General features: G+C 61.9%; 30 protein-coding genes. 18 read left to right on the forward strand and 12 right to left on the reverse strand.

The features are described from left to right. Window positions 1-53 precede the first annotated feature (53 nt). A complete protein-coding gene (locus NKH05_RS24035) occupies window positions 54-551 on the forward strand; it encodes a YegJ family protein (RefSeq protein ID WP_023719161.1) in 498 nt (165 codons plus the stop codon). Window positions 552-566: 15 nt separating this feature from the next. Here NKH05_RS24035 and NKH05_RS24040 read toward each other — a convergent pair whose 3' ends face one another. Next, on the reverse strand, window positions 567-1,538 hold the full coding sequence (locus NKH05_RS24040; protein WP_352640800.1) for a hypothetical protein: 972 nt from the start codon (window positions 1,536-1,538) through the stop codon (window positions 567-569). A gap of 73 nt (window positions 1,539-1,611) precedes the next feature. Beyond that, complete coding sequence (locus NKH05_RS24045; RefSeq protein ID WP_352483101.1) at window positions 1,612-2,649, reverse strand: CapA family protein; 1,038 nt, start codon at window positions 2,647-2,649, stop codon at window positions 1,612-1,614. A gap of 141 nt (window positions 2,650-2,790) precedes the next feature. On the opposite strand from NKH05_RS24045, the gene NKH05_RS24050 reads away from it, so the two are divergent. Next, entirely contained in the window at window positions 2,791-4,044 is a 1,254-nt protein-coding gene (locus tag NKH05_RS24050) for a hypothetical protein (protein WP_353026252.1), read from the forward strand. Window positions 4,045-4,157: 113 nt separating this feature from the next. Continuing rightward, window positions 4,158-7,319, forward strand: coding sequence for an excinuclease ABC subunit UvrB (uvrB, locus tag NKH05_RS24055; protein ID WP_353026254.1), 3,162 nt, complete (start codon window positions 4,158-4,160; stop codon window positions 7,317-7,319). Window positions 7,320-7,430: 111 nt separating this feature from the next. Here the strand turns inward: uvrB and NKH05_RS24060 are convergent, their stop codons facing one another. The 3 genes from NKH05_RS24060 to NKH05_RS24070 are packed head-to-tail and all read right to left on the reverse strand — an operon-like array spanning window position 7,431 to window position 9,421. Further along, window positions 7,431-8,006 carry a PIN-like domain-containing protein gene (locus NKH05_RS24060; RefSeq protein WP_353021906.1) on the reverse strand — a complete coding sequence of 192 codons (576 nt, stop codon included), beginning with the start codon at window positions 8,004-8,006 and terminating at the stop codon, window positions 7,431-7,433. Next, window positions 8,003-8,701, reverse strand: a complete 699-nt coding sequence (locus tag NKH05_RS24065; protein WP_353026255.1) for a DUF433 domain-containing protein — start codon at window positions 8,699-8,701, stop codon at window positions 8,003-8,005. Before NKH05_RS24065 ends, NKH05_RS24060 begins: the two co-directional genes overlap by 4 nt. 54 nt (window positions 8,702-8,755) lie before the next feature. Beyond that, window positions 8,756-9,421 carry a hypothetical protein gene (locus NKH05_RS24070; RefSeq protein WP_353026257.1) on the reverse strand — a complete coding sequence of 222 codons (666 nt, stop codon included), beginning with the start codon at window positions 9,419-9,421 and terminating at the stop codon, window positions 8,756-8,758. A gap of 401 nt (window positions 9,422-9,822) precedes the next feature. On the opposite strand from NKH05_RS24070, the gene NKH05_RS24075 reads away from it, so the two are divergent. The 4 genes from NKH05_RS24075 (at window position 9,823) to NKH05_RS24090 (ending at window position 12,612) form a co-directional block, all read left to right on the forward strand. Beyond that, window positions 9,823-11,352: an ABC-F family ATP-binding cassette domain-containing protein gene (locus tag NKH05_RS24075; RefSeq protein WP_353026258.1), complete on the forward strand. Its 1,530-nt coding sequence runs from the start codon at window positions 9,823-9,825 to the stop codon at window positions 11,350-11,352. A gap of 104 nt (window positions 11,353-11,456) precedes the next feature. Next, window positions 11,457-11,630 carry a hypothetical protein gene (locus NKH05_RS24080; protein ID WP_023719167.1) on the forward strand — a complete coding sequence of 58 codons (174 nt, stop codon included), beginning with the start codon at window positions 11,457-11,459 and terminating at the stop codon, window positions 11,628-11,630. A gap of 128 nt (window positions 11,631-11,758) precedes the next feature. Further along, complete coding sequence (locus tag NKH05_RS24085) at window positions 11,759-12,187, forward strand: VOC family protein (protein WP_352856832.1); 429 nt, start codon at window positions 11,759-11,761, stop codon at window positions 12,185-12,187. Window positions 12,188-12,258: 71 nt separating this feature from the next. Further along, window positions 12,259-12,612 carry a DUF1428 domain-containing protein gene (locus NKH05_RS24090; protein WP_023719169.1) on the forward strand — a complete coding sequence of 118 codons (354 nt, stop codon included), beginning with the start codon at window positions 12,259-12,261 and terminating at the stop codon, window positions 12,610-12,612. 109 nt (window positions 12,613-12,721) lie between these two features. On the opposite strand, the gene NKH05_RS24095 is transcribed toward NKH05_RS24090, so the two are convergent. The 3 genes from NKH05_RS24095 to NKH05_RS24105 form a co-directional block, all read right to left on the reverse strand. After that, complete coding sequence (locus NKH05_RS24095) at window positions 12,722-14,356, reverse strand: tetratricopeptide repeat-containing sulfotransferase family protein (protein ID WP_352496094.1); 1,635 nt, start codon at window positions 14,354-14,356, stop codon at window positions 12,722-12,724. A 172-nt stretch (window positions 14,357-14,528) separates the two neighbouring features. Continuing rightward, the gene (locus NKH05_RS24100; RefSeq protein WP_023719171.1) at window positions 14,529-14,795 is read right to left on the reverse strand and encodes a DUF1488 family protein; all 267 of its coding nucleotides are present in this window, start codon (window positions 14,793-14,795) and stop codon (window positions 14,529-14,531) included. A gap of 9 nt (window positions 14,796-14,804) precedes the next feature. Beyond that, entirely contained in the window at window positions 14,805-14,987 is a 183-nt protein-coding gene (locus NKH05_RS24105) for a hypothetical protein (protein WP_023719172.1), read from the reverse strand. Window positions 14,988-15,321: 334 nt separating this feature from the next. On the opposite strand from NKH05_RS24105, the gene NKH05_RS24110 reads away from it, so the two are divergent. Genes NKH05_RS24110 through NKH05_RS24125 form a run of 4 tightly spaced genes read left to right on the forward strand, consistent with a single transcriptional unit; the run spans window position 15,322 to window position 16,266 of the window. After that, complete coding sequence (locus tag NKH05_RS24110; RefSeq protein ID WP_023719173.1) at window positions 15,322-15,588, forward strand: hypothetical protein; 267 nt, start codon at window positions 15,322-15,324, stop codon at window positions 15,586-15,588. Further along, a complete protein-coding gene (locus NKH05_RS24115; RefSeq protein ID WP_023719174.1) occupies window positions 15,585-15,830 on the forward strand; it encodes a hypothetical protein in 246 nt (81 codons plus the stop codon). Before NKH05_RS24110 ends, NKH05_RS24115 begins: the two co-directional genes overlap by 4 nt. A gap of 38 nt (window positions 15,831-15,868) precedes the next feature. Next, window positions 15,869-16,006 (forward strand): hypothetical protein, encoded by a 138-nt coding sequence (locus tag NKH05_RS24120; RefSeq protein WP_023719175.1) that lies wholly within the window; start codon window positions 15,869-15,871, stop codon window positions 16,004-16,006. Window positions 16,007-16,041: 35 nt separating this feature from the next. Then, window positions 16,042-16,266 carry a hypothetical protein gene (locus NKH05_RS24125; protein WP_023719176.1) on the forward strand — a complete coding sequence of 75 codons (225 nt, stop codon included), beginning with the start codon at window positions 16,042-16,044 and terminating at the stop codon, window positions 16,264-16,266. A gap of 10 nt (window positions 16,267-16,276) precedes the next feature. Here NKH05_RS24125 and NKH05_RS24130 read toward each other — a convergent pair whose 3' ends face one another. After that, complete coding sequence (locus NKH05_RS24130) at window positions 16,277-16,675, reverse strand: Kazal-type serine protease inhibitor domain-containing protein (RefSeq protein WP_023719177.1); 399 nt, start codon at window positions 16,673-16,675, stop codon at window positions 16,277-16,279. Window positions 16,676-17,181: 506 nt separating this feature from the next. Here NKH05_RS24130 and NKH05_RS24135 point away from each other — a divergent pair. The 3 genes from NKH05_RS24135 (at window position 17,182) to NKH05_RS24145 (ending at window position 18,438) form a co-directional block, all read left to right on the forward strand. Next, window positions 17,182-17,394, forward strand: coding sequence for a cold-shock protein (locus NKH05_RS24135; RefSeq protein ID WP_006202520.1), 213 nt, complete (start codon window positions 17,182-17,184; stop codon window positions 17,392-17,394). A 229-nt stretch (window positions 17,395-17,623) separates the two neighbouring features. Beyond that, window positions 17,624-17,836 (forward strand): cold-shock protein, encoded by a 213-nt coding sequence (locus NKH05_RS24140; protein ID WP_006202521.1) that lies wholly within the window; start codon window positions 17,624-17,626, stop codon window positions 17,834-17,836. A 191-nt stretch (window positions 17,837-18,027) separates the two neighbouring features. Then, a complete protein-coding gene (locus NKH05_RS24145) occupies window positions 18,028-18,438 on the forward strand; it encodes a BA14K family protein (RefSeq protein WP_023719178.1) in 411 nt (136 codons plus the stop codon). 80 nt (window positions 18,439-18,518) lie between these two features. On the opposite strand, the gene NKH05_RS24150 is transcribed toward NKH05_RS24145, so the two are convergent. The 3 genes from NKH05_RS24150 to NKH05_RS24160 form a co-directional block, all read right to left on the reverse strand. Next, on the reverse strand, window positions 18,519-19,160 hold the full coding sequence (locus NKH05_RS24150) for an MBL fold metallo-hydrolase (RefSeq protein ID WP_352496093.1): 642 nt from the start codon (window positions 19,158-19,160) through the stop codon (window positions 18,519-18,521). Window positions 19,161-19,340: 180 nt separating this feature from the next. Further along, a complete protein-coding gene (locus tag NKH05_RS24155; RefSeq protein ID WP_023719180.1) occupies window positions 19,341-19,655 on the reverse strand; it encodes a hypothetical protein in 315 nt (104 codons plus the stop codon). Window positions 19,656-19,800: 145 nt separating this feature from the next. Continuing rightward, on the reverse strand, window positions 19,801-20,694 hold the full coding sequence (locus tag NKH05_RS24160) for a branched-chain amino acid aminotransferase (RefSeq protein WP_352856824.1): 894 nt from the start codon (window positions 20,692-20,694) through the stop codon (window positions 19,801-19,803). Between the two features lie 249 nt (window positions 20,695-20,943). Here NKH05_RS24160 and NKH05_RS24165 point away from each other — a divergent pair, with 249 nt between their 5' ends. The 4 genes from NKH05_RS24165 to NKH05_RS24180 all read left to right on the forward strand — a co-directional run bounded on the left by NKH05_RS24165 (window position 20,944) and on the right by NKH05_RS24180 (window position 24,871). Continuing rightward, the gene (locus NKH05_RS24165) at window positions 20,944-21,471 is read left to right on the forward strand and encodes a MarR family winged helix-turn-helix transcriptional regulator (protein WP_023719182.1); all 528 of its coding nucleotides are present in this window, start codon (window positions 20,944-20,946) and stop codon (window positions 21,469-21,471) included. Beyond that, window positions 21,458-22,177 (forward strand): response regulator, encoded by a 720-nt coding sequence (locus NKH05_RS24170; RefSeq protein WP_023719183.1) that lies wholly within the window; start codon window positions 21,458-21,460, stop codon window positions 22,175-22,177. Before NKH05_RS24165 ends, NKH05_RS24170 begins: the two co-directional genes overlap by 14 nt. Window positions 22,178-22,228: 51 nt before the next feature. Beyond that, a complete protein-coding gene (locus tag NKH05_RS24175; RefSeq protein WP_023719184.1) occupies window positions 22,229-23,644 on the forward strand; it encodes an ATP-binding protein in 1,416 nt (471 codons plus the stop codon). A gap of 204 nt (window positions 23,645-23,848) precedes the next feature. After that, window positions 23,849-24,871, forward strand: a complete 1,023-nt coding sequence (locus tag NKH05_RS24180) for a glycosyltransferase family 4 protein (protein WP_352856564.1) — start codon at window positions 23,849-23,851, stop codon at window positions 24,869-24,871. Window positions 24,872-24,873: the final 2 nt, after the last annotated feature.

Here is a 24,873-nt window from a genome sequence, read left to right on the forward strand (position 1 = left end):
TCGGCGAATGATGATCCGGTTTGTCTGGCGGAAATGTCGAAAGCAGTCTCACCATGAAGCTTGCAGCCCGTACCGCACTTGCCATGTTGCTCGCGTTTGCTCCGGCATCATCAGCCGGCGCGCAGACTCCTGGTCAAGGCGACGACAAGGTCGTCAGCGTAGCTGGCGACGATCCGGAGATGGCGGCCGCTATCGAGCAGGCGCGTGCCGGTCTCGACGACTTCCTGGCATTGGCCGACGCGCCGCCATCCGGAACGGCCGACTTCCAATTGAAAGTCATGGTCAGGGATGGGGACGCCACTGAACATTTCTGGGTCATTCCCTTCCACCGTACGGCGGCCGGATTTGCGGGAACCTTGGACAACGAGCCGCAGACCGTTCACAACGTCGTGGCAGGCCAGGAGATCGAATTCAGCCGGGACGATATTTCCGACTGGGGCTATATGAAGAACGGCCGCCGGGTGGGAAGTTTCACTGTCTGCGTTCTCTTCAAAAAGATGTCGAAGGATGACGCCGACTATTATCGCCAGAACTATGGCTTCGATTGTTGACGGCTGAATTCCAGTTCAACCGGCTTCTACATCCTTCACGCCGATCTTTCGTACCAGTGCCGCGGTCGCCAGGATCGCGCCCATGTCGGCGATCATCGGCGCGACGTGTTTGGTGTAGTCGAGACGCGTGGAGATATCCGGCAGCTCGAAGAAATTCCTTTCCTGCGGCAGCAGCAGGAAACCGTCACTGCCGCTGAGCGCAACGCGTGCCGGATCGTTCGGCCGGGTTTCGCCGAGCCATTGCAGCGCCTGCGCCAGCCGGCCGGTCACCAGCGGCCGCGCCGCCTCGATATTGTCGGTGCGGAACTCGTAGGCGGCATCGAGCTCCGGCACGCCGCTGGACAATTCCTGCATCTTGCTGCCGAAGATGCCGCGGAAGAAGCCGACGACCTTGTTGGTCCGGCGCGCGGCGACCAATGTGCCGGGGAACGGCACGATCGTCTCGAAGGCGACGATGACGCCCTTGAACACTGCCGTCGTGCTCTTGCCCGTCCCTTCCCGGAGATCTGCTTCGTAAAGCTCGAACGGAAACCCTTCATAGCGGCCGGAAAAAACATCGTCGAAAGACTGCCGGTTGAACGGGCCAACCGTCTCGCGCGGCAGCCGGTCGAACGAATTCGGCTTGATATTGTGCCGGTACCGCATGTCCTCGATGAAGCCGAAGACGATCGGCAGCAGCGTGCTGCGGAACGACTGCTGCAATTTGCCCGCCGGCTTGATCGCCTGGAAATAGAGCAGGATCGCCGCCAGGAAGCCGCCGATATAGAGGAACACATGCGGGGTCGAGAACCACTGCTCGTTCGGGTCGGCAACCCCGTTGAAAAGCCAGGCCACAAGCGCCACGAACACCAGCAGCAGTCCGATGAACATCGGCACCCGCCAGCGCGTCTGGCGATGGGCCGAAGCTCTTTCGGCCTCGTAGGCCTCGATGTTCTTCCTGATGCCGGCGATCACCGCTTCGCTCGGCATGAAATCCGCTGTTTCCATCGCCCACCCGCCGCCACAAGCCTGCCCGCGTAGCGCATGATAGCCGGTTTTGTGGACCGCGTCAGCGCAGCCGTCAGCGCGCGGCGAAGATCGCATCAAGGCGGGCCAGAACCCTTTGCCTCGATTTTCCCGCCAGCGCTTCAACCGGCACCAGCCGCTCATGATCGCCGGTGCGCAGCCGCATGAAGGCATGCAGCCGGTAGGCGGCGATGGCCCCGCGCGTGCCGGGATCGGCGCTGATGTCGACGACGAGAATGGCGCCGATACGGCTCGGCCATGGCTGGCGCGCGAAGGCGGTGCCGAAGAAATCGCCGAGCCCATAGGCGACGAGCGTCTTGCCGAGCCGCTCGATCGGCTGCACGACATGGGCATGATGTCCGGCGACCAGGCCGACGCCATGTTCGGCCAGAAGCCGCGCCAGTGCCCGCGTCTTCGCACGTGGAAAATGCCGGAACTCCCAATCCCAATGCGGTACCGCGCAGAGGAGGTCGACACTCTCAACTGTATCGCGTGGCCATTGTCCCGGATCGCTTGCCATCGAGACACGGCCCGCGAACTGGACCGCGTCGGCATTGCGCCACAAGGTAAAGGCGGCAAGGCCGATGGTCAGTTCCCCGACTGCAAACCGCTCGACTGGAGCCCCAGCACCGATCGTGCGGATGCCGAGCCGCGCCAGCGCGGCAACGGTCTCGTCGAAGCCGGCAATGCCCTGGTCGAGCACATGGTTGTTGGCCAGCGACAGCACCAGTCTTTCCGGCGAAATGCCGGCGGCGGCCAGCGCCTCAGCAAGAAACCGCTCGCTCATCGCATGGTGCGTGCCAAGCCTTGTGCCCCAAACAGCGCTCGGCCGTTCCACCACCGGGCTTTCGCAATTGCCGACTACCAGATCGGCCGAGGCGAGCAGCGCCGCGATCGCCGGATCGCATTCCGGCGCGCTGCGATTGGCCACCGCCGAGATGTCGCCGACGAAAGCCAGCCGTACCGTCCGCACCGGCGCCGGTTCGAGCAGGGTTGCCGCCATCGGAGCGAAGCCGCGAGCCGCGCCGCCGAGCGAAGGCCGGAGGAAACGGGGAAGCCAGGACAGTTTGTAGGAAAGCGGATAATTCGACACGCGACGCCCAATCGTTTGCTCTGTGTAGACCGTCCGCCGGATTGATTGAAGCTTCGACTGTTATCGGTGAACCACAGGGCTACAGGCGCGCGAACCAAATGCGTGTATGATCCACTGCGGAGCGACGAAGGGGCGATCACGATGACGCGTTTTTCCAGGCTGGTGGCATGCGCCATCGTTCTTCTCCTGCCGCTGTCCGCGGCCAGCACCGCAGCTCCCGAACCGGCGGCCCTGTTCGAGGCAAAAACCGTGGCCGAGCGCGACAGCGCGCTAGCCGCGCTGGAAGCCGCCGCGCCCGGCGATCCTGCATCGGCCTATGCCACCGGCGCCGGTGAATTCTTCACCGCGCTGGAGATCCTGGCCGGCGGTCTGTACCGCCACGGTTTCGAAAGCCCGCAATCGTTCATGCTGCCGCTGATGCGGCTGCCGGTGCCGGACAATGCCGATCCCGAGCCGCTGACCTACGAACAATTCCGCGCCATTCTCGTCGCCTTCCGCGACCGGTTGGAGAAATCCGCAGCCACGCTGGGCTCGGTACCCGCCGACGCGGATATCGGCATGGTCATCGACCTGACCCGTCTCGGCATCGATCTCAACGAGGACGGCCAGATCGCGCCGGACGAAAGTGCCGCCGCGATCATGGCGTCCCTGTCACGCGGCGGCGGTGCGCCAGACGCGGCCGCACCCGCCCTCACCTTCCGCTTCGACCGCGCCGACGGTTACTGGTTGCAGGGCTATGCCGAGTTCCTGATGGCGCAGGCCGATTTCTGGCTGGCGCATGACTTCAGCAACACCTTCGACGGCTCCTTCCACATGCTGTTCCCGCGCGCAAAACTGCCGCTGCAGGACACGCTCGTGCCGCCGGACGGTGGCATGAATGGCGGCATCCTGTCGTCCGAATGGCGGCTCGCCGACTTCATCTCCCTGGTCCATCTCGTCAACTGGCAAGTGGTCGAGCCGGAGCGCCGGCAAGCGGCGCGCCGCCATCTCATGGAAATGATCCGGCTGTCGCGCGAGGACTGGAAAGCCATCCGCGCCGAAACCGACAATGACCGTGAATGGCTGCCCGGGCCGCAGCAAAAAGGCGCCAGCCCGCTCACCGGCCTCGACGTCGGCGAGCAGCAGGTGCAGGCCTGGCTCGCCGCGCTGGCCATGGCCGAGGATCTTCTGGAAGGCCGCACCTTGCTGCCGCATTTCCGCATCGCCGACAAAGGCATCAACATGAAGCGCTTCTTCGACGAGCCGAAGCCCTTCGACCTGGTGCTGTCGATCACCGGCCCGGCCATCGCGCCCTATCTCGAACGCGGCAAGATTCTCACCAGCGAGGAGTTCAACCAGATCCAGCGCCAATTCGGCGGCGCCGGGTTTCTGACATTTGCGCTTTGGTTTAATTGAGCGGGAAACTTGGACGGTGCTCCTGACACCCTTCTGTCAGCAGCTGGATTGTGCCTCGCGCCCCTTGGCACTCCGCTCTTTCCATTTTGGCCGATACCTCCCATATTCGGGCCATGGCCAGACTCTCCGACAAGAAAACGCCGCCGCCGGCGAATGACGATCGCGCATCGCCGCCCAAGCGGCGCAGTCCGCTGACCGATTTCCTCGATGCCTCGGAGCCACTGCACGGCTTTGCCGAAGCGCCGCAGGCCGAGCTCACCGGCGCGCCGCTAACCGGCTCGATCGCCGACTGGGCCGAGCAGATCGAGCAGGAAGCCGAGAAGGAAGGGCGCGTTTCCGGCAAAGTCGGCGGCAAATTAGCGAAGTCGGCGAAAAAGATCCCCGAGCGCTCGTCTTCCCCCGGCCGTACGGCACGCGGCACCTCGATGGGCGGCGCGGCTTCGGCGCGGGAGCGCACCGCGGCCGGTCTCAATCCTGTCGCCGGCCTCGATGTCTCACTGGAAGAGGCCGAGACCATGGCTTCGGGCGGCGTCACCGCCACCGTCGCGGCGTTGTCGGCGCTGATCGAATCCGGCAATCCGCTGCACAAGGACGGCGTGCTGTGGACGCCGCACCGCCCTGCCCGGCCGGAAAAATCCGAAGGCGGCATCGCCATCAAGATGGTCTCGGATTTCGAGCCGGCCGGCGACCAGCCGACGGCGATCAAGGATCTGGTCGAGGGTGTCAACAGCAACGACCGCACCCAGGTGCTGCTCGGCGTCACCGGCTCGGGCAAGACCTTCACCATGGCTAAGGTGATCGAGGAGACGCAACGCCCCGCTCTGATCCTGGCGCCCAACAAGACGCTTGCCGCGCAGCTCTATTCCGAGTTCAAGAAATTCTTCCCGGAAAACGCCGTCGAGTATTTTGTCAGCTACTACGACTATTACCAGCCTGAGGCCTATGTGCCCCGGACCGACACCTACATCGAGAAGGAATCCTCGATCAACGAGCAGATCGATCGCATGCGCCACTCGGCGACGCGCTCGCTGCTCGAGCGTGACGACGTCATCATCGTCGCCTCGGTCTCCTGCATCTACGGTATCGGCTCGGTCGAGACCTATACGGCGATGACGTTCCAGATGCAGATCGGCGACCGCCTAGACCAGCGCGCGTTGCTCGCCGACCTCGTCGCCCAGCAATACAAGCGCCAGGACATAAACTTCGTCCGCGGCTCGTTCCGGGTGCGCGGCGACACGATCGAGATCTTCCCGGCTCACCTCGAGGACCGTGCCTGGCGCATCTCGTTGTTCGGCGACGAGATCGAGGCGATCACCGAATTCGATCCGCTGACGGGCCAAAAGACCGGCGAGCTGAAGAGCGTCAAGATCTACGCCAATTCGCACTATGTGACGCCGCGCCCGACCTTGAACCAGGCCATCAAGTCGATCAAGGAAGAACTCAAGCATAGGCTGGTCGAACTCGAACGGGCCGGTCGGTTGCTGGAGGCGCAGCGGCTGGAGCAGCGCACCCGCTTCGACCTGGAGATGCTTGAGGCGACCGGCTCCTGCGCCGGCATCGAGAATTACTCGCGCTATCTGACCGGCCGCCAGCCGGGCGATCCGCCGCCGACCTTGTTCGAATACATCCCCGACAATGCGTTGGTCTTTGTCGACGAAAGCCACGTCACCGTACCGCAGATCGGCGGCATGTATCGCGGCGACTTTCGCCGCAAGGCGACGCTGGCCGAGTACGGGTTCCGCCTGCCGTCCTGCATGGACAACCGGCCGCTGCGCTTCGAGGAGTGGGACGCCATGCGCCCGCTGTCCGTCGCGGTTTCGGCAACACCCGGCGGCTGGGAGATGGAGCAGTCCGGCGGTGTTTTCGCCGAGCAGGTCATCCGCCCGACCGGCCTGATCGACCCGCCGGTCGAGGTGCGCCCAGCCAAGACGCAGGTCGACGATGTGGTGGGCGAAATCCGCGAGACCACCAAGGCCGGCTACCGCACGCTGGTCACCGTGCTGACCAAACGTATGGCCGAGGACCTGACCGAGTATCTGCACGAGCAGGGCATTCGCGTCCGCTACATGCACTCCGATATCGATACGCTGGAGCGCATCGAGATCCTGCGCGACCTGCGCCTCGGCGCCTTCGACGTGCTGGTCGGCATCAACCTGCTGCGCGAAGGCCTCGACATTCCCGAATGCGGCTTCGTCGCCATTCTCGATGCCGACAAGGAAGGGTTCCTGCGCTCCGAGACATCGCTGATCCAGACCATCGGCCGCGCCGCCAGAAACGTCGACGGCAAGGTCATCCTCTACGCCGATCAGGTCACCGGCTCGATGGAGCGGGCGATGGCCGAGACCAATCGCCGTCGCGAAAAGCAGATGGAATGGAACCAGGCCAACGGCATCACCCCGGAATCGGTCAAATCGCGCATCTCCGACATTCTGGACTCGGTCTACGAGAAGGACCATGTCCGCGCCGACATTTCGCAGTTCACCGACAGCGCCGGCGCCATGATGGGCAATAATCTGAAAGCCCATCTCGACGCGCTGGACAAGCAGATGCGCGACGCCGCCGCCAACCTCGATTTCGAGAAGGCGGCCCGCATCCGCGACGAGATCAAGCGGCTGCGCGAGATGGAACTGTCCATCTCCGACGATCCTTTGGCCAAATATGCCGACATGGAAAGCCCGGTCTCGGGCCGCGAAAAGGGCAAGCACAACAAGGGCGTGGCCAAACATCGTACATCAGAGGAACAGGAGCGTTTCCGCAAACTCGACGAGGCACGTGCCGCCGAAGAGGCGGCCCGGCCCAACCTCTTCCGCAAACCGGCGCTTGACGAAATGGGCGCCGACGGCGCCGTACCGGTGAAGAAGCCGCTGTTTGCCAAGCCGTCGCTGGACGATATGGGGCCTGGCACCGACATGACGACGCCGTCAGGCGCAGTGTCCCGTTCGCTGTTCAAGAAGCAGTCGGCGCAGGAGGCGCACGGCTCCGATTTCGGCATTCCCGGCGAACCGGCCAAACCGCTGTTCAAGAAGAACTCGCTCGACGAGATGACGGTGCGGCGCACGGAAAAGCCGGTCGAGGGAAAAGTGCCGGCCAAGCCACAGCCGATCTCCCCCCAAGTGGGGGAGATGCCCGGCAGGGCAGAGGGGGGCGCGAAGGATCGCGACGATTCCGCGAAGCCAATCGTCCGCCAGCGCGCCGGCATCGGCTCCTACGAAGATCCGGCCGATGCCCGCCGCGAAAAGCGCCGGCCCGGCAAGACCGGCAGGCCGGGGCGGTAAGGCTCTCCGACTGAGCCGCTAGCTCCGTCTCTTCCCCCATCACCGCGGCCGAGATGGTTTGTCCAGGAACGCTTACGCCTATGTCACCATCAAGGCCGATTGCGTTCGTGCCTATCCTTGGCTCTCATCGAACAACCTTCCCTGGCTTTCAGCTTCGCGCTTCATTTTCCGCGCTTGTCTCTTAGTGGCGGTCTCAGCCCTCTGTCGCTGTATTTTAACCAACTTTGCTTCGCCTGTCGAAATTGTGCGAAGCTTGCCCTTACCGTCATCTGGCCAAGCGCAGGGCACGGCGAAGAACCCTGGCTTGGCTTTTTTCGAGTGCTTCAAGATGGTTGGCCACCAATGCAACAGCAATGCGGCCTTGCGACAGAACGGCCATTGACCCCACTTCGGAGCAAAGAAGATTACGATCATACCCTCTTGAACTAAGGCGAGCCTTTCGTGAGGAACAGTGGCCATTTTGGTATCGCCAGATACGATCACCGTCCCGCCAGAGGCTGCGTAACGCTTCACCCAAGGCACATCATTTTTCGGCTGATAGTCTCCGTCACCTAGCCTAGGCGTGTAATCCTTAGCGCTCTCGATCACGACGCCTTGCACTATATGTTTTAGGCTGCGCTCTTTGTGGAAAAGCTGAAAGACCCGCACCATTGCGGCTGGCATATTTTCGTCAAAGGCGACCTTCAAGCTGCCTGCCGCAGGTCAGCCTGGAAGCGTATGGCCTCCCTGACATGCCTTTCTGATATCTCGAACTGATCCGCCACGGCACGGACGCTGCCTTCAGCCCTCACTGCATCAGCCAACGTCTCAGTCGGAATATGACTGTCTTGAAGAACCGGCCTGCCGAACGAGAAGCGTGGGTGCACGATGACGTTGGGGGCGATCTCCTTTCGCGGATACCAAGCGACCATGTTGCCTTGTGGATCGAACACAACATCCTCCTTCAAGGAAGGCATGACGATTATAGGCATCTCATAGTTTTTTGTTTTCAGATCCTCGTATACCAGCTCTATACCGCGCTTCCGCGCTATCTCCGCGACCACGCGGCGCCCGTCGGTTCGAAACACTATTCCCGCAGCGAATGGATGCGGGTGGGCTAGGGTATCTTTTGCCTCTTGCATGATGGATCGAATTTCGTTTAGCCGCACGCCAGCCTTGGCGAAGCGTGCCACGAAGCGAAGCTCCATAAGATTTGTGAAACTGACGGCCACTTTTCCGTTGACCAGCCCAAGCTGGTTATCAATGACGGGCTGCTGGCGTCCCTTCTTCCCACCAACCCAAATGCGAACAGATGTTTGCGACGCCTCCACAAGTTCTGCCGTTTCGGGAACGGTAAAAATACCTCCTCCAAGTAAGTCAGGCTGGTGCGTATCGTTTGTCATGGGACAGCTACGATGCTCTTTATTGGGATTGCTATTTGCGGAGGAGGCTTCTTTTCATCCCCTCACGATAATCTCGATCTTGTCAGGAGCAACCCCAAAGTTTTCCGCAAGCCCCTGCTTCGCCTGCGCAATGGTCAATTTCAAAGGTTGATCAGCTACGTTGGCCTGCGTTGCTGAAGCGGTATTGTCGACTGCCGCTGGAGCAAGAGGCACGGTCTCAGACCACAAGGCGTTCCTCCCAAAACCCGATCCAGTCAGCCGCCATCCCTTTTCTTCGTCAGGATTCACCCATGAGGGTATGTGCTCCATCTTGTGTTCAACCAAGGCTACATGGTTGGCATCAAAAGCCTGAACGACCGTTTTGCGGTCGAACATGGTAACTCGGACCATCGTGGGATCGTTAACAGCTGGCCGGACGTGGATCACGTATTCAGCGTCGCGCAGAACCTTGTAGCTTCCGTCCGTGTCGCGCGTAAACGAGATGCGGCCTCCGGTTGACGTCTTGATCACGCAGCTCAGCGTGCTGGTATCTTTCTGCATCAGAATCCGAGAAAACTTCGGCACCCCCTGACCTTTCGATATATCAGTTACCCTATTACCCTTTTCTTCCAAGAGACGAACCGCTGCCTCTCTAGCCATCTTCTCATTCACAATTTTAATCCTTCCTTTTCTGCTAAGCCAAAAATAGATAAAAACTAAAAAATAGTCAAGGTAAAACATTTTACACCTAGAGCAAAGACATAAGCCAAAACCGAAAGGGACGATGAAGCAGCGAAAAAACGATAGTTGGACCGATGCCATGCAGACAATTTGAGATCTCATTAGGGTGTACCCCCTGATCGGCAGCCACTTGCCATCGGCCCCTTCCCTGGTATAGCCATTTGCCACACTCAAACGTCTTGAAAGGAGGGCTGCGTGACTTTCGACCACCACCGTCAGCGCGGCCCTGTCCCTGCCCTGCGAGCTTGCTTGCAGGGCTGACCAGAGACGGTCCGGGTTCTCCCGCTTCGATTTTTTTGGTCCGCCCTTCGTGGTGCTGCAACGCCGAGCCTGATGGCCAGCCTGCGCACCGTCAAGTGCATTGAACCGGAATTCAGTCCGGACAGACCAGAGTAATCGACATGGCCCTGATCAGCCTCAAGTCCCTCGGCGTCACCATGAGTGCGCCCCTCTTCTCCAATCTCGACCTCACCATCGGCACCGGCGACCGGCTCGGCATCGTCGCCGCCAACGGCCGCGGCAAATCTACCTTGCTGAAGTGCGTGGCCGGCGAGATGGAGCCGACATCAGGCGACATCACCCGCACGCGCGGCCTGCGCGTCGGCTATGTCGAGCAGGTCATTCCCGCAGCGCTGGCCGGGCGCAGCTTTCATGAGGTGGTGGCCGACGCCTTGCCAGCCGAGCACGCCGAAAGCGAGCTGTGGCGCGTCGATGTGGTCCTCGATTCGCTCGACGTACCCGAGCCGATGCGCGAGCGGCCGATGCGGGCATTGAGCGGCGGCTGGCAAAGGCTGGCGCTGATCGCCCGCGTCTGGGTCACCGATCCCGACGTCCTGCTTCTCGACGAGCCGACCAACCATCTCGACCTCGGCAAGATCAGCCAGCTCGAGACCTGGCTGAACGCGCTGCCGCGTGAGGTGCCCGTGGTGATCGCCAGCCACGACAGGGCGTTCCTCGACGCGACGACCAACCGCACGCTGTTCCTGCGCCCCGAACAGTCGCCGGTCTTTTCGCTGCCCTATTCGCGGGCGAGGCTTGCGCTGGACGAGGTCGACGCTTCGACCGAGCGCAAATTCCAGCGCGACATGAAAGTGGCGCAGCAGCTGCGCCGGCAAGCGGCCAAACTCAACAATATCGGCATCAATTCCGGCAGCGACCTTTTGACGGTCAAGACCAAGCAGCTCAACCAGCGGGCAGAGCGCCTGGAAGAAGCGGCGGCGCCGGCACACCGCGAAAGATTGGCGGGCACGATCAAGCTCACCAATCGCGGCAGCCATGCCAAAGTGCTGATCACGCTCGACGATTTGGTGGTCGGAACGCCTGACGGCACGGTTCTGTTCAGCACCGGCAAGCGCCACATCTGCCAAGGCGACCGCATCGTCCTGCTCGGCCGTAACGGCGTCGGCAAATCACGGCTGATCGGCCTGATCCGGAACGCCATCGTCGAGCCGGAAACGGCGGCGCAAAGCCTGAAGGTGACGCCGTCGACCGTGCTCGGCTATAGCGACCAGGCATTGTCGGGCATCGGCGGCGACGACACGCCGCTGGCGATGCTCTCGCGCGGATTCGACGTTGGCGAGCAGCGCGCCCGCTCGCTGCTCGCGGGCGCCGGCGTCAGCATCGACATGCAGGAGCGCAGGATCAGCGTGCTGTCGGGCGGACAGAAGGCGAGGCTGATGATGCTGGCGCTCAGGCTCGCCAATCCCAACTTCTATTTACTCGACGAGCCGACCAACCACCTCGACATCGACGGCCAGGAGGCACTGGAAGCGGAATTGCTGGAACATCAAGCAAGCTGCCTGCTTGCCTCGCACGACCGCTCCTTCATCCGCGCGGTTGGCAACCGCTTCTGGCTGATCGAGAAACGGCGGCTGACCGAGGTCGACGACCCGGAAGCTTTCTTCCGGGAGGTTGCCGAGGCCGACGGTTGAAAAATTGTGGAAAAAAATTCCGGCGCTCTGTCGGATGATGATCGCATGCCACGTCCTTGGGTTGCCGACACGGTGATGCCGGCGCCAATCGAGGAGAAAGCATCATGTCTATTCTGTCATCCATAGGTCACGCCGTGACGCGTTACTCGGCGGCTCGCGCCCGTTATCGCAGCGAACGCGCCATCCTTTCATTGCCGATCGAGTTGCGCAAAGATATCGGCTGGCCGGAAATCGTCGTCGACGCGCAAAACAGCCCGCGGATTCGCATCGAAGGTTGAAAGGTGGCAGTTGGCCGTTGCGGCAGGCGCCATTTCGAATCCAAAAAACCATCGGCCGTGTAGGATCGTCGCCGTTCCGTTCGTCCTGTGGTTCGCAAAGGCAAATCAGACGCAAAGAGGAGCATGACATGAATGACCAGCCGCAGACCCAGCCCGCCGCCAAGGTGCTTGGCGGATTGACGCCCTACCTTCAGCTGGACGGCGCTTTCAAAGCCTCCGAATTTTACCAAAAAGCCTTCGGTGCCGAGCAGGTCTTTGCCTATCCGCCGGACGAACAGGGCCGTACCATGCATATCCATCTCCACATCAACGGTTCGACGCTGATGCTTTCCGACTTCTATCCCGAGCATGGAATGGCCGTTGTGAAGCCTCAGGGCTACACCATGCAGCTCCATCTCGGCAGCGACGACATCGACGCCTGGTGGAAGCGGGCCATCGAGGCTGGCTGCGAGGAAGTCGTGCCGTTGCAGGTGATGTTCTGGGGCGACCGCTGGGGCAATATGCGTGATCCGTTCGGCGTCGAATGGGCAATGAACGCGCCGGTGAAAGCGGCTTAGGATCCCCACACAGGTATGTACCGGAAATCACCGCTCAAGAGGGCGGAAAACAATCGCATGGAGGAAATCAGATGTCTTATGTCGATGGTTTCGTACTTGCCGTGCCGAAGGCAAAGCTCGATGCCTACAAGAAGCTGGCGGAAACCGCCGGCGCCGTCTGGAAGGAGCACGGGGCGCTTGCCTATGTCGAATGCGTCGGCGACGACGTGCCCTATGGCGAGATCACCTCGTTCCCGCGCGCCGTGCAGGCCAAGGACGACGAGGTCGTCATCTTCTCGTGGGTCGTCTATGAATCGCGGCAGAGCCGCGACGCGGTGATGGCCAAGGTGATGGCCGACCCACGCATCAAGTCGGACTGGTCGACGATGCCGTTCGACGGCAAGCGCATGATCTTCGGCGGCTTTCAGCCGTTTATGGAGCTTTGATGCATGTCGCGCAGCGGTTTTGCGATAACGACATGCATAAAAACAAGGATCTAAAGCGCGTCGCATGAGGCCGATCGAGCGCGACGCGCTTTTAAGGCCCAGCGGCGCTCTAAGCCAGCCTGTCGAGCAGCGGCTTCAGCCGGTCGCCATAGCGCTTCCACAGATCGACCGAGCCCTGATACATCGGCTGCCGCACTTGCGCGGCGGACGCCGTGCGCACCGGCCGGTCGGTCCGGTGAAACGACAGCACGGCGTCATCCCATGGCAGGCCGAGATGGGCGATCAGTGCTCGCGACTGGCCTTCCTGGTCGGCGACGAAATCCTCGTAGCGAACGTCGTGCACGACATCAGGCAGCACGGCGTGCCAGTGCGCCATGATGTCGGTGTAGAGATTGTGGAAATCGGCGAGTTCGCCGAGATCGTAGCCGTAGCGGTGGCTGTCGCCGCGGAAGTGCACCTTGTAGATCGACAGGCAGGTCGCCGCCGCATCGCGCGCACAATGGATGATCGTGGCCTTCGGCAGCATCATATGGATGAAACCGACCAACAGGAAATTGCCGGGCATCTTATCGGTGACGTGCCGGAACCCGGGATAGCGGGCGTGCAGCATATCGAGATAGGCCTGGCCGGCCTCGGCATAGGCCTTATCGGACATGTCGGCGATGCCCCGGGGAAAGCCGCCCTTCATGCTGAGCGGAAACTGCTTGCCGACCGCCGTCTTCAATATGCTGAGCTCGCCAGCGCCATAGACTTGCGGGTGGCTGGCGATGATCTGCTCGACCAGCGTGGTACCGGAACGAGGCATGCCGACAATGAAGATCGGCGTGTCGTCGGTAATCCCGCTCGGCCTGTGCTTTTCAAAAAACGCCTTGTCGAACACCGCCTTCATCGCCTCGAACTCGCCGCGCGTCTTGTCGGCGTCGTAGTCGATGCCCTGGCGGCGGATCGCGTTGCCTTCGGCGAAATAGTCGAAGGCGCGACCATAATCCCTGAGGTCGTCATTGGCCTTGCCGAGGCCGAAGGAAAGCTGCATGCGCGGCAGGCTGCCTTGCGGCGCCTTGGCGTGCTCCGCCTCCATCCGGGCAAGCTCGGCGTCGCGCTCCTTCTGGCGCTTGACCTGGGTGAGCATTAGCCAGGCCCTTGCCATGCCGGGATCCACCGCCAGCGCCTGCCTGAAAAGATCCGCAGCCTCGTCGAGACTGCCCTTTTCCATCAGCCCGACACCCAGGCCATGCAAAAGATCGGCATCCTTCGGCCGGATCGTCAGCGCCTCGCGAAAAACAGCTAATGCCTCATCCAGCCGGCCCGCTTCCTGCAGCGTCTCGGCAAGCCCGACACGGGCGCGGACATGGAACGGGTTGCGACCGATCGTACCGCGATAAATATCCTCGGCGCCTTCGAATTGGCCGAGCTGCTTCAGCGACGAGCCGAGATTGTCGCGCGCCGCCAGTTGGTCCGGCCTGGTTGCCACCACCTTGCGGAAGAGATCGGCTGCGGCCGCGACCCGCCCGAGGTCGCGCAGCACGGTGCCGAGATTGTTGAGGAAATCCGGATTGTTCGGCTGCAGCCGAACCGATTGTTCGATCAGCGCCAGCCCCTCGGCGCTGCGCCCGGTCTGGTGCAGCAGAAGCCCGAGGAAATGCGCGGCGGCCGAGTGGTTAGCCTTTTGCGCCAGCACCTGACGGTAAAGCGCCTCGGCCTCCTGCCGGCGCCCCGCCTGGTGCAGCTGCAGCGCCTGCTGCACGTACTGGTCGAGCCCCAGCGGCGGCTGCCCGCCTGAGCCGTAACGTGCGCCTGCCGGTTGTCTCGGATTTCTGTTGATGGGAAACCTGCCGTGTTGTCCGCCTGCCGCGATCTAGGCCATCGCTGCGGCGCGTGCAAGAGCAGACGACGGGCACTATGGAGCAAACCCCAAACTAGCGGAAGTCGGCCGGCGTCAGCACATACATGTTCCTGCGGCCATGCGAGTAGGCTTCGCGCGCAATATCGTGGATCGACGAACGCTTGGCGTCGAAGGCACTGAGAAATTCGGCCTCGGCTCCGCTTGCGGCCGGGTTTGCCGCCGAAAGTGCCGCAACCTCGACGAAGAACGGGACTTCGAACATGCCGTCATGGCCGACGAAACGAATGCGCTTGGCCGCCGCGTCGTAGGAGCGGCTGGGATTGGGAAAATTGAGTGTCATGGCTGCGCGTCAAATCAGGCGGTTGCTTTCGGCAAGCTGGCGCGCCCGCCGCACCGTGCCGTCGGTATCGGCAAGCCTTCGCCTTGCCGCCTCGTCGCTTCTTATCGTGAGGCGTGGCGACATAACCTTTATCGGCTTTGCGACGGGATTGACTGCAACTGTCGGGACATCCGGTGTTCTTGCGGAATTCATGACTCTCTTCCTTTCATACCTAAATAAATACAAATGCCGGAGGAATTTTTCCGGAAGTTCTTCAAACAATTTTTGAGGTGCACCGGGATCGTATCATCGTTCTGCAAATAACTATAGAAAAGTAATTTTGCGTTGGTAGGGGTAAGAGGCCGGAATCTTCTTGAATAAGCCGCATTTTCGGACTAATGGTATGAAACCGTTTTTGGGTCATGCTTGGGCCCTCGCGGCGTCAGGGTTCTCGGCCCGCCAAACTGATCCAAATCGCCGACACCTGGTACCGCAATGCAGGCTCCGCTTCCGGAGCCAGGCCGGAAAGAAACTTCAAGGCACGAGAATGTCTGCCCGCACCACTCATTCCATCGCGCATTTCGCGGCACCTTTCGTGCTTGGCGGCCTGGATGGCATGCAGCCGGCCGGCGACTATGACATCGACCACGACGAGGAACTGATCGACGGCATGTCGTGGCTTGCCTGGCGCCGCGTCGCCACCTTCATCCATCTGCCGGCAAGGACGGTGAAAAGCCCGACCGGCCGGCTTGTCGCCGTCGACCACGCCGAACTCGAAGCAGCGCTTCGGCACGACCAGGAGAATGCCACATGATCCGCTTCCAGCAGAGTGCGCGGCGCACGGACACGCCCTCGCATATCTTCACCGTCGGCCAGACTGTTCGCATGAAGAGCCGCACCGGCCTTGCCCAAAAGACCGCGGAGCTGTTCCAGATAAAGAGCCGGCTGCCGGTCAAGGACGGCTCGCCGCAATATCGCATTCGCAGCGATCAGGAGACCTATGAGCGGGTCACCACGGAAGACAATCTCGAACCGGTCGACAACCCGGCCAACTGAGCCGAAAGCAATCCGCAACACGTATAAGGGATCAGAAAATGGCCAAGGGTCAACAGCGCAGCAATCGCGAGACACGCAAGCCCAAGAAGGACAAGGTGGCGGCAAAACCGGCCTCGCCCTTCGGCTCGGCGGTCAAGCAGGCGGAGACCGCTGTGAAACCCAAGTCCAAAGGCTAGGGTTCGATCGCACGACAATCTGCCTGGAGGCGTGCTTGAACTTCGTCATCGAGTTCTACCGCTCGCGCGATGCCGACGAAGCGACACTCGATCGAGTGTCGCTGGAGGCACCGAACCTGCGCGCCGCCCTGCAAGGCGCCGCCACGCTGCTTCACACGCTGATGATGCCGCAGATCCCCGATCGCCTGCGCATCTCTAACGAGGACGGCGCCGAGCTCTACGTCGGCCCCGCCGATGGTGCCTATCTGGACGAACAGTGAGGCCGGTGCGCTAGCACGGCCCATCATCGACGACCCGATAATCCGCCGCGCGGGCCTCGCATTCGTTGGGGAATGTGCGCAGCTCGCCATGGCGACGAGCGCAGACCGGGGCATACTCGCGCGTGCAGAATGTCTGCTCCTCACCGCCGCCACCGCCGTCGCGGCACTGGCCGTCCCGGATGATGCGGTATCCGGCCCGTTCGGCAAGGCAGGCATTGGCGAAGGTCTGGCGGTCGCCGCCGCGCCTGGCGCAGACCGGGTCATATTGCTTGGTGCAGAATTGCGGCCCCGGCCGTGGCGGGCGCGGCCCTGGCCCCTCGTCGACCACGACGGTGCAGGCCGCAAGAATTGCCGACAGGAACAAGATGGAAAAACCCTGCCGCGAGAAGATTGCCGCAAGAAGCCGCATGAATATTCCCTCCCTCGAAAACTCCCGCCCCCGCGTAATCGCGCCTGCATCGGGCCGATCTTCGTCAATCTCGCCATTCTGCTGCCAAATGCAACCCCGTTTGCAGCCTGGCGCATGCAAACCAAGGCGGTATGCCGGCGCAAAGCCAAACAGCACCGGCCCAGCTTGCTGGACCATGCCTGGGTTGCGTCTGGCCGATGACCGCGCGGAGAACCAGTTCTATCGGTGCGATGCGTCGGGATGCGCCTGTTGGGCCGCCCGCGGCTCTATCTTGCAAGCATCACGTTTCCGTGCGATAAATTTTGTGTTCGGGCATTTGCGACCCGGAGAGCGGAACGTTTTGGACGACCTTTCCCCGATACTGTGAATCTCTGACAGCCCCGTTTTCGGCGGGGGGTTTTACCATGCGCCAATGCATGACTGCCGAAGCAACCACCGGGACTTGCCCACGGCGCCAGGCGGCGGGCGGAACCACCAAGACTGACACGGGTGAAGGAGTTTCCCCAATGGCCCAGACCGGCACCGTTAAATTCTTCAACGCTACCAAAGGCTTCGGCTTCATTACGCCCGATGGCGGCGCCAAGGATGTATTCGTCCACATCTCGGCGATAGAGGCTTCCGGGCTGCGCACGCTCGTCGACGGTCAGAAGGTCACCTTCGATGTCGAGCCCGACCGTATGGGTAAGGGTCCGAAAGCGGTCAATCTCCGCGCCGCCTGAACGGCGGCGTGCCGCGCGTCCTTTCGGGTGTGTGAGGATGCTGCAAGGCTTTTGGTGTGAACTCGAATTTTATAAAGGCGCGGCGGTTTTCGTCGCGCCTTTTGTGTTCCGGGATGCTTGCCGGCACCCGCAAAACTTTCTCTTGCCGATGGCACTAAAATAAAGGACAAATTTCCGTCCGGGCATTTGCCGGCCCGAGACTGGACTTGTGGGATCAAAGGAGCTTCCCATGCCGCAGACCGGCACCGTCAAATTCTTCAATCACGCCAAGGGCTTCGGCTTCATCACGCCGGACGACGGGGCAAAGGATGTCTTCGTCCATATTTCGGCCGTGCAGGCGTCGGGTCTTCCCGGTCTTGAGGATGGGCAGAAAGTGACATTCGACACCGAGCCGGACAAGCGCGGCAAGGGTCCGAAAGCCGTCAACCTGTCGATCGGCTGAACCAGCCCCGGACAGAATGGACGTGGGCCGGTCTGGCCTGCGGTGTTTGCCGCATGTTTGAACCCCAGTTAAATGAACCGCTTGGTCAAATTTCGTTCAGCCCCCGTTCAGCCACGGTCGCATATTAATCTTCGTTAAAGCCGGACCGCATCCCCCCGAAAACGACCCGGGCCGGCACGAAGGAGACCGACATGAACGGAATTTTCAAGACTGCCATCCTGTCCGCCGCGGTCGTTGCGACCACGCTTGCGACCTTGCCTGCGGCCAGTGCCGATGAATGGCGCCATCACCGCCGCCACCACGGCCACGGCGACGCCGTTGCGGCCGGCGTCCTTGGTCTTGCGGCCGGTGCCTTGATCGGCGGTGCCCTCGCCAGCCCGCAGCCCCGCTATTACGACCCGGCCTATGATGATGAATACTACCGGCCTGCCCCGGTGCGCCGTTATTACGTGCAGCCGCGAGTAGCCTATGCCGAAAGCTATGCGGAGCCGTGGACCCGCGGCTGGTACGAATACTGCTCGGACCGCTACCAGAGCTTCAACGCGCGTACCGGCACGTTCACTGGCTATGACGGCGAACAGCATTTTTGCACCGCCAACTAAGACAGTTTTCCTGTCCTGAACAAAAGCGCTGCCCGGTGGGTGGCGCTTTTTGTTTTTCGCGGTTTCAGACCAGGCCGGCTTTAGACCAAATAAGGATTGCTCCGCCGCTCCTCACCAAAACGGCCGCCGGGACCATGGCCACAGATGAAGCCGATGTCGTCGCCCAACGGCAAAAGCTTCTCCTTGATCGAGGCGATCAGCGCGGCGTGGTCGCCGCCCGGCAGGTCGGTGCGGCCGACCGAACCGCGGAACAGCACGTCGCCGACATGGGCGAACTTCGCCGCCCGGTTATAGTAGACGACGTGGCCGGGTGCGTGGCCCGGACAATGGAATACCTCAAACACCTGTGAGCCAAACGAAACGGTCTCGCCCTCGGCAAGGAACCGGTCGGGGACACAGTTGCGCACGGGATCGGTGATGCCGTAGCGCTTCGCCTGGTTCTCGAGATTGGCGAGCAGCGGCCGGTCGGCGGCATGCGGGCCGATGATCTCGATATCGAGCGCCTCCTTCAGTTCCATGGCCCCGCCGGCATGGTCGATATGGCCATGAGTGATCCAGATCGCGCCGGCAGTGATCGCATTGTCCTTGAGCGCCGCCAGCACCTTGTCGATGTCGCCGCCCGGATCGACGACGACGCCTTGTCTGTCGTCCATGTCGAAGAGGATGGTGCAGTTCTGTTGGAACGGCGTGACCGGCACGATGCCGGCGTTGAGCTGACCCATATTTGTCCTTTCACACTGTCGGAGCTCCGCGCGCGCCCTCGAACGCGTCAGGAAAGCTCTAACCTTGTTGAATCAGGCCCTGATGTAGAGACACACGCGGACGGCGTCCACCGCTCCCGCAAACGGCAAACGAAATGGGCGGCCGAAGCCGCCCATTTGAAAAGCCTGAAACGTCGAAGCTTATTTCTTCATCGCGTTCATGACCGCACCGATGATGCCGGTCAGGATGGCGCCGCCGCCGGCACCGCCAACGATGTTGGGAATGTTCAACGCGCTGCCGGCCCCTGCCGCCGTGGCGGCTGCTGCCGGATCGACCGCCCCACCGCCCAGCAGGCTGCTGAGGATGGCCGCCCCGCCGACGCCGCCAACAGCGCCGCCCAGGATTTTGGGAAGCTGACCCATCGCCGCCGTCTTGATAGCCGCGCCCACCGCCTGACCACCGATGATACCCGTAATCACCTGAATAATGATCGGAAGAAGCGTGTTCATATCCATATTTCCAATCCCTCCATAGCTGCCAGCCTCCCGGGCCGACGCCATCATGAGACGCCGAATTGAACGAAAGTCAAATGCGCAAACGCTTAAATAAAAGGGGCGGCCCGAAAACCGCCCCTACTTGATAAAAAAGCTGTGACTTTCGTTATTCTGCAGCAATCGCGTGGTTGGGTTGAACGGCTGCAGAATAGTCATTCATCAGCGTCTTGGCGATCTCACCGACCTCGAATCGGTACGGGCCGATCTCCGAAACCGGCGTCACCTCGGCCGCTGTCCCGGTGAGGAAGCACTGCTGGAAGCCTTCAAGCTCTTCCGGCATGATGGCGCGCTCGATCACCTCCAAACCGCGGTCCTTGGCAAGGCCGATGACCGTGCGGCGGGTGATGCCGTCGAGGAAGCAATCGGGCTTGGGCGTATGGATCTTGCCGTCCTTGACGAAGAAGATGTTGGCGCCTGTCGCTTCCGCCACCTGGCCACGCCAGTCGAGCATCATGGCGTCGGCATAGCCCTTGGCCTCGGCGGCATGCTTGGACATGGTGCAGATCATGTAGAGGCCGGCCGCCTTCGATTTCGACGGTGCGGTGCGCGGGTCGGGGCGGCGCCATTCGGCCATGTCGAGGCGGATGCCCTTCAGCTTCTGCGCCGGGTCGAAATAACTCGGCCACTGCCAGATGGCGATGGCGCAGTTGATCCGGCTGTTCTGCGCCGAAACGCCCATTTGTTCGCTGCCGCGCCACGCGATCGGCCGGACATAGGCGTCCTGGAAACCTTGCTTCTTCAACAGCGTGCGGCAGGCGTCGTCGATCATGGCGACCGAGTAGGGTATCTTGAAGCCAAGCAGGCGCGCCGACACATGCAGGCGTTCGGTGTGGTCGGTCAGCTTGAAAATTTCGCCGCCATAGGCGCGCTCGCCCTCGAATACCGCGCTGGCGTAGTGCAGCCCGTGGGTCAAGACGTGGATCTTGGCGGCGGCCCATTTGACGAATTCGCCGTTCATCCAGATAAAGCCGTCCAGTTGGTCGAAGGGAACGGATGCCATGATAACCTCCCGCGGGCGGCAGCCCGCACATCATTGTGTCGTTGCGTGTTTCGCCTCGGCCGCCGCGGGCGGCCATTGTCTCAAAGCGTAGGCGGATATTTAAGGTCTGGCAAACTCAGGAAGTTCCGGAAAAAAGGGCTTCGTTTGCCTTTTCGTTCGCAATCCGCCGAAAAGCTTGCCAAAAATTACCATCGCGCGGAAAATACGTCAATAGTGCTGACATAATTTCCTGCTTCACACGGAGAAAAGATGACGAGCCACGCAGCCGCAGAGCCGATCAGGACGGCGATCACCGACGAGGATGGCATCGATTTCGCCATCATCGAGTTGTTCTTCTTCGCCTATCGCGACTTTACCTCCGATCCGGACCAGATCCTGGCCGACTACGGTTTTGGCCGTGCTCATCACCGGGTTCTGCATTTTGTCAATCGCCGGCCCGGCCTGACGGTCGCCGAGCTCCTCGACGTGCTCAAGATCACCAAGCAGAGCCTGGCGCGCGTGCTCAAGCAACTGATCGACACCGACCATATCGTGCAATTGCAGGGCCCTCGCGACCGCCGCCAGCGCGAGCTTTATCCGACGGCCAAGGGCCGTGCGCTGGCGCTGGCACTGGCGCGGCCACAGTCGCGCCGCATCCATGCTGCATTGGAGGATTCCGGAGCCACCGAACGCGCCGTTATCGAACGGTTCCTTGAGGCGATGGTCAATCCGGAACTAAGGGCGCAGATCGACATTGTGCCCGCAAAGATGTCAGGGAAAAGCCATGGAGACCATTGAGAGGGTTGATCATCCGACAGCACCGGAAGACGACGCGCCGCATCTGCTGGTGGTCGACGACGACACCCGAATCCGCAATCTTCTGAAACAGTATCTGACCGAAAACGGTTTTCGCGTCACCGTTGCCGGAAATTCCGGCGAGGCGCGGCGCAAGCTCACCGGCCTCGATTTCGATCTGATCGTGCTCGACGTCATGATGCCGGGTGAAAGCGGCGTCGATCTCACCAAGGCGCTGCGGGCGGAAAAGAACGTACCGATCCTGATGCTCACCGCACTGTCCGAAACCGACAGCCGGATCACCGGGCTCGAGGCCGGCGCCGACGACTATCTGCCAAAACCGTTCGACCCGCGCGAGCTGATCCTGCGAATCAACAATATCTTGCGCCGCGGCGGCCCCGCGACGACGCCCAAGGTCGAACAGCTGGTCTTCGGCCCCTATACCTTCCAGATCGCCAGGCGTGAGCTGAAGCGCGGCGGCGAGGCGCTCAAGCTGACGGACCGCGAGCAGGAAATCCTGGCGATCTTCGCTGCGCGTGCCGGCGAAACGATACCGCGGCATGAGCTTGTCGGCGACGAGTCCGAGGTCGGCGAGCGCACGATCGACGTCCAGATCAACCGGCTGCGCCGCAAGATCGAACGCGATCCGTCCAATCCGGTCTGGCTGCAGACCGTGCGCGGTATTGGGTATCGGCTCAGCGTGGAATAGAATGCCGCCGACAGCGGTCCTTTGCTGGGCCGCCGGTGAGCGAAAAGACGAATGGCGACCACGCAACTCGAACGGCCGGAAGATGGCGGCTTGAGCGCCCGCGCGACGCGGGCGCTCAAGGCCGTGCCGCGCGCTTGGAACCGTTTCTGGCGCCTGGTGTCGCTTTACATGCCGAAGCGGCTCTATGCCCGCTCGCTGATCATCGTCATCGCGCCAATGATCATGCTGCAGTCGGTCGTCGCCTTTGTCTTCATGGAGCGCCATTGGCAGACCGTGACGCAGCGCCTGTCGCAGGCCACGGTGCGCGACATCGCCGCCATCATCGACCTGATAGAGACCTATCCGCACGACGCCGACTACGCCAACGTCATCCGCATCGCCCAGGATCGCATGCAGTTGAAGGTCGACCTCCTGCCGCCAGACCCGCTGCCGCCACCCGGGCCAAAGCCGTTCTTCTCGATCCTCGACGAGATCCTTTCGTCCGAGATCACCCGCCAGATCAACCGTCCGTTCTGGATCGATACGGTCGGCAATTCAAATATCGTCGAGGTCCGCGTCCAGCTCGAGAACAAGGTGCTGCGGGTCTTCGTGCGCCGCAGCCAGGCCTATGCATCGAACACCCATATTTTCCTGATCTGGATGGTCGGCACCTCACTGGTGCTGCTGATGATCGCCATTCCCTTCCTGCGCAACCAGATCCGGCCGATTCTGACGCTGGCCGAGGCGGCCGAGAGCTTCGGCAAAGGCCGGCCGATGCCTCGCGATTTTCGCCCGCGCGGCGCCGAGGAAGTCCGCCGCGCCGGCTTTGCCTTCATCCAGATGCGCGAACGCATCGAACGCCAGCTCGAGCAGCGCACCGCCATGCTGAGCGGCGTCAGCCACGATCTGAGGACCATCCTCACCCGCTTCAAGCTGCAATTGGCGCTGGCCGGGACCAAGGCGGCCGACACCCAGGCACTCGACCAGGATATCGACGACATGCAGTCGATGCTGGAAGGCTACCTTGCCTTTGCACGCGGCGAAGCATCGGAAGACGCCGGCCGGTTCGACCTCGAAGCCTTCTTCGACAAGCTTCGCGAGGAAGCCGCGCTGCGCAAGCGCAAGCTGTCGACCGTGCTTGCCGGCGATCCGCATGTCCATGTGCGCCCCAATGCCTTTGCCCGGCTGCTGTCCAACGTCGTCGGCAATGCATTCCGCTATGCCAAGACGGTGGAGATCAATGCCAATCATGGACGCGGTTCGCTGCTCGTCACTATCGACGATGACGGTCCGGGCATTCCGCCCGAAAAGCGGGAGGATGTATTCAAGCCTTTCGTGCGGTTGGACGAGGCCCGCAACCTCGACGCCAGCGGCACCGGCCTTGGCCTTTCCATCGCACGCGACATTGCCCGCAGCCATGGCGGCGACATCGTCCTCGAACGCAGCCCGCTCGGCGGCCTGCGGGCGGTGATCAAGGTTCCGGCTTGACGGGAGCGAGGCCGGCCTTCATCCGCCCGTCATGAAACCATGGTGAAGAGCGCCAATGAAGCGCGCGATCCTGATTGATTCGGCCCTGCGGCCTCATTTCGACCCCGCGCCTGCCCGGGTGCGCTGGTGCGAGGCCAGAGCGGCGGCGTGGTCGCCGTTCAGGCATCGCGGCAAAGCAATCAAGCTCTCCGCCAAGGGACCGCCATGCGCATCCTGATGGTCACCGATGCCTGGCGCCCGCAAGTCAACGGCGTCGTCCACACGCTGGAGCGCCTCTCGGAGACTTTGAAATCCTTCGATGTCGAGACGGACTTCCTGACGCCGAACATCTTTCGCACCCTGCCTCTGCCGACCTATCCCGACATCAGGCTGGCGCTGACGACGCCGCACCGCGTGGCGCAGCTGATCGAGGCACGCAAGGCGGATCACATCCATATCGTCACCGAAGGACCGCTCGGCATTATGGCGCGGCGCTACTGCCGCAACGCCGGCCGTCCGTTCACGACCAGCTATCACACACGTTTTCCGGAATATCTGAGCGCGCGTCTGCCGGTGCCAGAAGCATGGGCCTATCGCTGGCTGCGCGATTTCCATAATTCAGGACAGGGCACGCTGGTCGCCACCCAGTCGCTTGCCGACGATCTTGCGGCACGCGGCTTCACCAAGCTTCGGCCATGGACGCGTGGCGTCGATACCGATCATTTTCGGCCGGATAAAAGAAAGGACCTGGGGCTTCCGGGACCGATCTTCCTCTGCGTCGGCCGCGTCGCGATCGAGAAGAACCTGCCGGCTTTCCTCGACCTGGACCTGCCCGGCAGCAAGGTGGTTGTCGGCGAAGGGCCGGAATTGGCGAAGCTGAAGGCCAGATATCCCGATACCCATTTTCTCGGCCATCGCCCGAACGACGAACTGGCCGAGATCTACGCCTCGGCCGACGTCTTCGTCTTCCCCAGCCGCACCGACACATTCGGCAACGTCATTATCGAGTCGTTGGCCAGCGGCACGCCTGTCGCAGCCTATCCCGTCACCGGGCCTATCGATATCGTCGGTGACGGCATCGGCGGCGCGGTCTCGCACGACCTTCGGCAAGCAGCGCTCGCCGCGCTTCTCGTCGACCGCATCGAGGCGCGGCAACGTGCTATGCGCTACAGCTGGAAAGCCTGCGCCGAAATGTTCATGGAAACGGTCGAAGAAGCACTGGGTACCACGCGAAAACTGGCCGCCTGAGC

Source organism: Mesorhizobium sp. M1399 (assembly GCF_040317735.1).
In the GTDB taxonomy this organism is placed as follows: Bacteria; Pseudomonadota; Alphaproteobacteria; order Rhizobiales; family Rhizobiaceae; genus Mesorhizobium.

Coding starts and splice junctions, on each gene's coding strand:
- NKH05_RS24035 (WP_023719161.1), top strand. CDS start 54: ATGAAGCTTGCAGCCCGTACCGCACTTGCCATGTTGCTCGCGTTTGCT.
- NKH05_RS24150 (WP_352496093.1), bottom strand. CDS start 19,160: ATGGGTCAGCTCAACGCCGGCATCGTGCCGGTCACGCCGTTCCAACAG.
- NKH05_RS24180 (WP_352856564.1), top strand. CDS start 23,849: ATGCGCATCCTGATGGTCACCGATGCCTGGCGCCCGCAAGTCAACGGC.
- NKH05_RS24115 (WP_023719174.1), top strand. CDS start 15,585: ATGATCCGCTTCCAGCAGAGTGCGCGGCGCACGGACACGCCCTCGCAT.
- NKH05_RS24175 (WP_023719184.1), top strand. CDS start 22,229: ATGGCGACCACGCAACTCGAACGGCCGGAAGATGGCGGCTTGAGCGCC.
- NKH05_RS24155 (WP_023719180.1), bottom strand. CDS start 19,655: ATGGATATGAACACGCTTCTTCCGATCATTATTCAGGTGATTACGGGT.
- NKH05_RS24120 (WP_023719175.1), top strand. CDS start 15,869: ATGGCCAAGGGTCAACAGCGCAGCAATCGCGAGACACGCAAGCCCAAG.
- uvrB (WP_353026254.1), top strand. CDS start 4,158: ATGGCCAGACTCTCCGACAAGAAAACGCCGCCGCCGGCGAATGACGAT.
- NKH05_RS24080 (WP_023719167.1), top strand. CDS start 11,457: ATGTCTATTCTGTCATCCATAGGTCACGCCGTGACGCGTTACTCGGCG.
- NKH05_RS24170 (WP_023719183.1), top strand. CDS start 21,458: ATGGAGACCATTGAGAGGGTTGATCATCCGACAGCACCGGAAGACGAC.
- NKH05_RS24105 (WP_023719172.1), bottom strand. CDS start 14,987: ATGAATTCCGCAAGAACACCGGATGTCCCGACAGTTGCAGTCAATCCC.
- NKH05_RS24145 (WP_023719178.1), top strand. CDS start 18,028: ATGAACGGAATTTTCAAGACTGCCATCCTGTCCGCCGCGGTCGTTGCG.
- NKH05_RS24160 (WP_352856824.1), bottom strand. CDS start 20,694: ATGGCATCCGTTCCCTTCGACCAACTGGACGGCTTTATCTGGATGAAC.
- NKH05_RS24090 (WP_023719169.1), top strand. CDS start 12,259: ATGTCTTATGTCGATGGTTTCGTACTTGCCGTGCCGAAGGCAAAGCTC.
- NKH05_RS24100 (WP_023719171.1), bottom strand. CDS start 14,795: ATGACACTCAATTTTCCCAATCCCAGCCGCTCCTACGACGCGGCGGCC.
- NKH05_RS24110 (WP_023719173.1), top strand. CDS start 15,322: ATGTCTGCCCGCACCACTCATTCCATCGCGCATTTCGCGGCACCTTTC.
- NKH05_RS24040 (WP_352640800.1), bottom strand. CDS start 1,538: ATGGAAACAGCGGATTTCATGCCGAGCGAAGCGGTGATCGCCGGCATC.
- NKH05_RS24075 (WP_353026258.1), top strand. CDS start 9,823: ATGGCCCTGATCAGCCTCAAGTCCCTCGGCGTCACCATGAGTGCGCCC.
- NKH05_RS24085 (WP_352856832.1), top strand. CDS start 11,759: ATGAATGACCAGCCGCAGACCCAGCCCGCCGCCAAGGTGCTTGGCGGA.
- NKH05_RS24070 (WP_353026257.1), bottom strand. CDS start 9,421: ATGTTTTACCTTGACTATTTTTTAGTTTTTATCTATTTTTGGCTTAGC.
- NKH05_RS24065 (WP_353026255.1), bottom strand. CDS start 8,701: ATGACAAACGATACGCACCAGCCTGACTTACTTGGAGGAGGTATTTTT.
- NKH05_RS24165 (WP_023719182.1), top strand. CDS start 20,944: ATGACGAGCCACGCAGCCGCAGAGCCGATCAGGACGGCGATCACCGAC.
- NKH05_RS24130 (WP_023719177.1), bottom strand. CDS start 16,675: ATGCGGCTTCTTGCGGCAATCTTCTCGCGGCAGGGTTTTTCCATCTTG.
- NKH05_RS24050 (WP_353026252.1), top strand. CDS start 2,791: ATGACGCGTTTTTCCAGGCTGGTGGCATGCGCCATCGTTCTTCTCCTG.
- NKH05_RS24135 (WP_006202520.1), top strand. CDS start 17,182: ATGGCCCAGACCGGCACCGTTAAATTCTTCAACGCTACCAAAGGCTTC.
- NKH05_RS24140 (WP_006202521.1), top strand. CDS start 17,624: ATGCCGCAGACCGGCACCGTCAAATTCTTCAATCACGCCAAGGGCTTC.